Annotated in this window: 1 rRNA gene; it reads right to left on the bottom strand. The window is 55.9% G+C overall.

What is annotated here, in order from left to right:
- A 23S ribosomal RNA gene (locus tag NDI85_RS22260) occupies nt 1-542 on the bottom strand; the annotation flags it as partial.

Genomic DNA, 542 nt, shown 5'->3' with positions numbered 1-542 from the left:
GCGCTCTCTCGAACGACCGGTACACCAGTGGCGGCCAATCGTAGTTCCTCTCGTACTATACGATCGTTCCCGTCAGACACCATTACACACCCAATAGATAGCAGCCGACCTGTCTCACGACGGTCTAAACCCAGCTCACGACCTCCTTTAATAGGCGAACAACCTCACCCTTGCCCGCTTCTGCACGGGCAGGATGGAGGGAACCGACATCGAGGTAGCAAGCCACTCGGTCGATATGTGCTCTTGCGAGTGACGACTCTGTTATCCCTAGGGTAGCTTTTCTGTCATCAATTGCCCGCATCAAGCAGGCTAATTGGTTCGCTAGACCACGCTTTCGCGTCAGCGTTCCTCGTTGGGAAGAACACTGTCAAGCTATCTTTTGCTCTTGCACTCTTCGCCGGGTCTCTGTCCCGGCTGAGATAGCCTTAGGGCGCGCTCGATATCTTTTCGAGCGCGTACCGCCCCAGTCAAACTGCCCGGCTACCGGTGTCCTCCTCCCGGAGTGAGAGTCGCAGTCACCGACGGGTAGTATTTCACTGATG

This window comes from Haloarcula sp. S1AR25-4, from assembly GCF_031624555.1.
GTDB classification, from domain to species: Archaea; Halobacteriota; Halobacteria; order Halobacteriales; family Haloarculaceae; genus Haloarcula; species Haloarcula pellucida.
This window is presented reverse-complemented; position numbering and strand designations above follow the sequence as displayed.